Origin of the sequence: Kitasatospora sp. NPDC085879 (assembly GCF_040686255.1) — a bacterium.
In the GTDB taxonomy this organism is placed as follows: Bacteria; Actinomycetota; Actinomycetes; order Streptomycetales; family Streptomycetaceae; genus Kitasatospora.
Window position 1 is genome coordinate 1 of sequence record NZ_JBFBJZ010000195.1, and the last position, 1,430, is coordinate 1,430.

Annotated in this window: 2 protein-coding genes and 1 pseudogene; 2 read left to right on the plus strand and 1 reads right to left on the minus strand. The window is 71.0% G+C overall.

Annotation, left to right across the window (positions count from 1 at the left end; genetic code table 11):
• Positions 1 to 257 (minus strand): annotated as a pseudogene (locus AB0P35_RS42080) (histone protein); the annotation flags it as partial.
• 527 nt (positions 258 to 784) lie between these two features.
• Between AB0P35_RS42080 and AB0P35_RS42085 the strand changes: the two are divergent.
• Both AB0P35_RS42085 and gvpJ read left to right on the plus strand, forming a co-directional pair.
• On the plus strand, positions 785 to 1,150 hold the full coding sequence (locus AB0P35_RS42085) for a gas vesicle protein (RefSeq protein ID WP_363521892.1): 366 nt from the start codon (positions 785 to 787) through the stop codon (positions 1,148 to 1,150).
• Between the two features lie 68 nt (positions 1,151 to 1,218).
• The coding region (gene gvpJ / locus AB0P35_RS42090) for a gas vesicle protein GvpJ (protein ID WP_363521894.1) at positions 1,219 to 1,430 on the plus strand (212 nt) is incomplete at its 3' end.

Consider the following 1,430-nt stretch of genomic DNA (forward strand, 5'->3'; position numbering starts at 1 on the left):
CGGTTGGCCGCAGCGACCAACGCCTTCTTGCCCGTCTCCAGGAACTCCCCCTTGACCTGCTCGCTCAGCTCCGCGACCTGCGGAACCTCACCCAGCTTCCGGAGCCCTTCGGTGGCGAGCTGCCGCGGGTCGAGCCCGACCCGCCGTCCGGCGAGGTACGTGGCGACGGCGAAGGCGAGCCGCCCCTTCTTCGTGCGTCCGAGCACGTATCCGCCGGCGACGGCGGCGCCCAGAGCGACCTTGGTGCTGTTGTTCATGAAGTCATCCCTTCGGCCGTGCCCCTTCCCGATCGGGCACCGCGTCCAGGGGCACACACGCGGTGCGAGGGCCCGTGCCCGCGACGGGAGTTGCTCCGGGCTCGCCACCACGTTCCCGGCGAGCGCCGGACACACGCGATACGGCCGGAGGGCCTGATCCACCTCCGCGCGCGGGGACGGCATGATGTCCCGTCACTCACCTGCACCCGGTTCGCCGCGGTGCAGTTCCACAAGGGGCAGGCGCTCACGGCGCTCGGGGCCGCGGCGAGCCGTATCTCCAGTCTGGCCAGTCGTCCCGGTGAGCGCACGTGGGGCACGGGCTTCTGCACGGCGGGGTCGTGCCGCGAGCCGCGGCGTCGCGCCGCAAGCCGTGTCGTCACGGTGGGCCCGGGGACGGCGTCACTGGCCGTCCCGTGCATCGGACGTGCGCGGCTGCGCCGCCGATCCGGGCAGGGGACAATGGGAGACAGGATGGAAAGTAGCGCTCATGAGTGAAACCGACACGCCTCCGTTTCCGGAGCAGGCAGATGGCCGAAGGCAACGAGGACCGCGCCCGGGCTCGTAGGCCCGCCCGTGAAGGCCCCCACGAGCCGCGAACAGCCCCTCGCCGCCGCACGGCCAAACCCGCGCGGCGGGTCTCGGCCCCCCGCGCCATGCGCTACGCAGCCGAGCAACTCGCTGAACTGCTCGGCCGGGCGCCGGAGTCCGTGTCGGCGCTGAAGCCGACCGAGGACGGCTGGCAGGCCGACGTGGAGGTGGTGGAACTGGAACGGATCCCGGACACGACCAGCGTGATGGCCAGTTACCGCGTCACGCTCGACGAAGAGGGCGAACTACTCGCCTACCAGCGGATCCGCCGCTACAGCAGAGGGCAGATCGACCGGCCGACGTGACACGCACCCGGCCGCGGTGCGGGCACACGTCCGCCGGACGCACCGGCGACCGGCGAAGGGAGGCACCCGTGACCGTGGTGCCGCAAAGCCAAGCCGGCGTTTCCCGTAGCGGGAGCACCGGCAGTCTCTACGACATCCTCGAGCTGATCCTGGACCGCGGACTGGTGATCGACGTCTTCATCCGCGTCTCCCTGGTCGGCATCGAGATCCTGAAGATCGACATCCGGATCGTCGTCGCCAGCGTCGACACCTACCTGCGCTTCGCCGAGGCCTGCAACCG

Bases quoted from the DNA above. Each gene is read 5' to 3' on its own strand.
- AB0P35_RS42085 (WP_363521892.1), top strand. From the start codon at position 785: ATGGCCGAAGGCAACGAGGACCGCGCCCGGGCTCGTAGGCCCGCCCGT.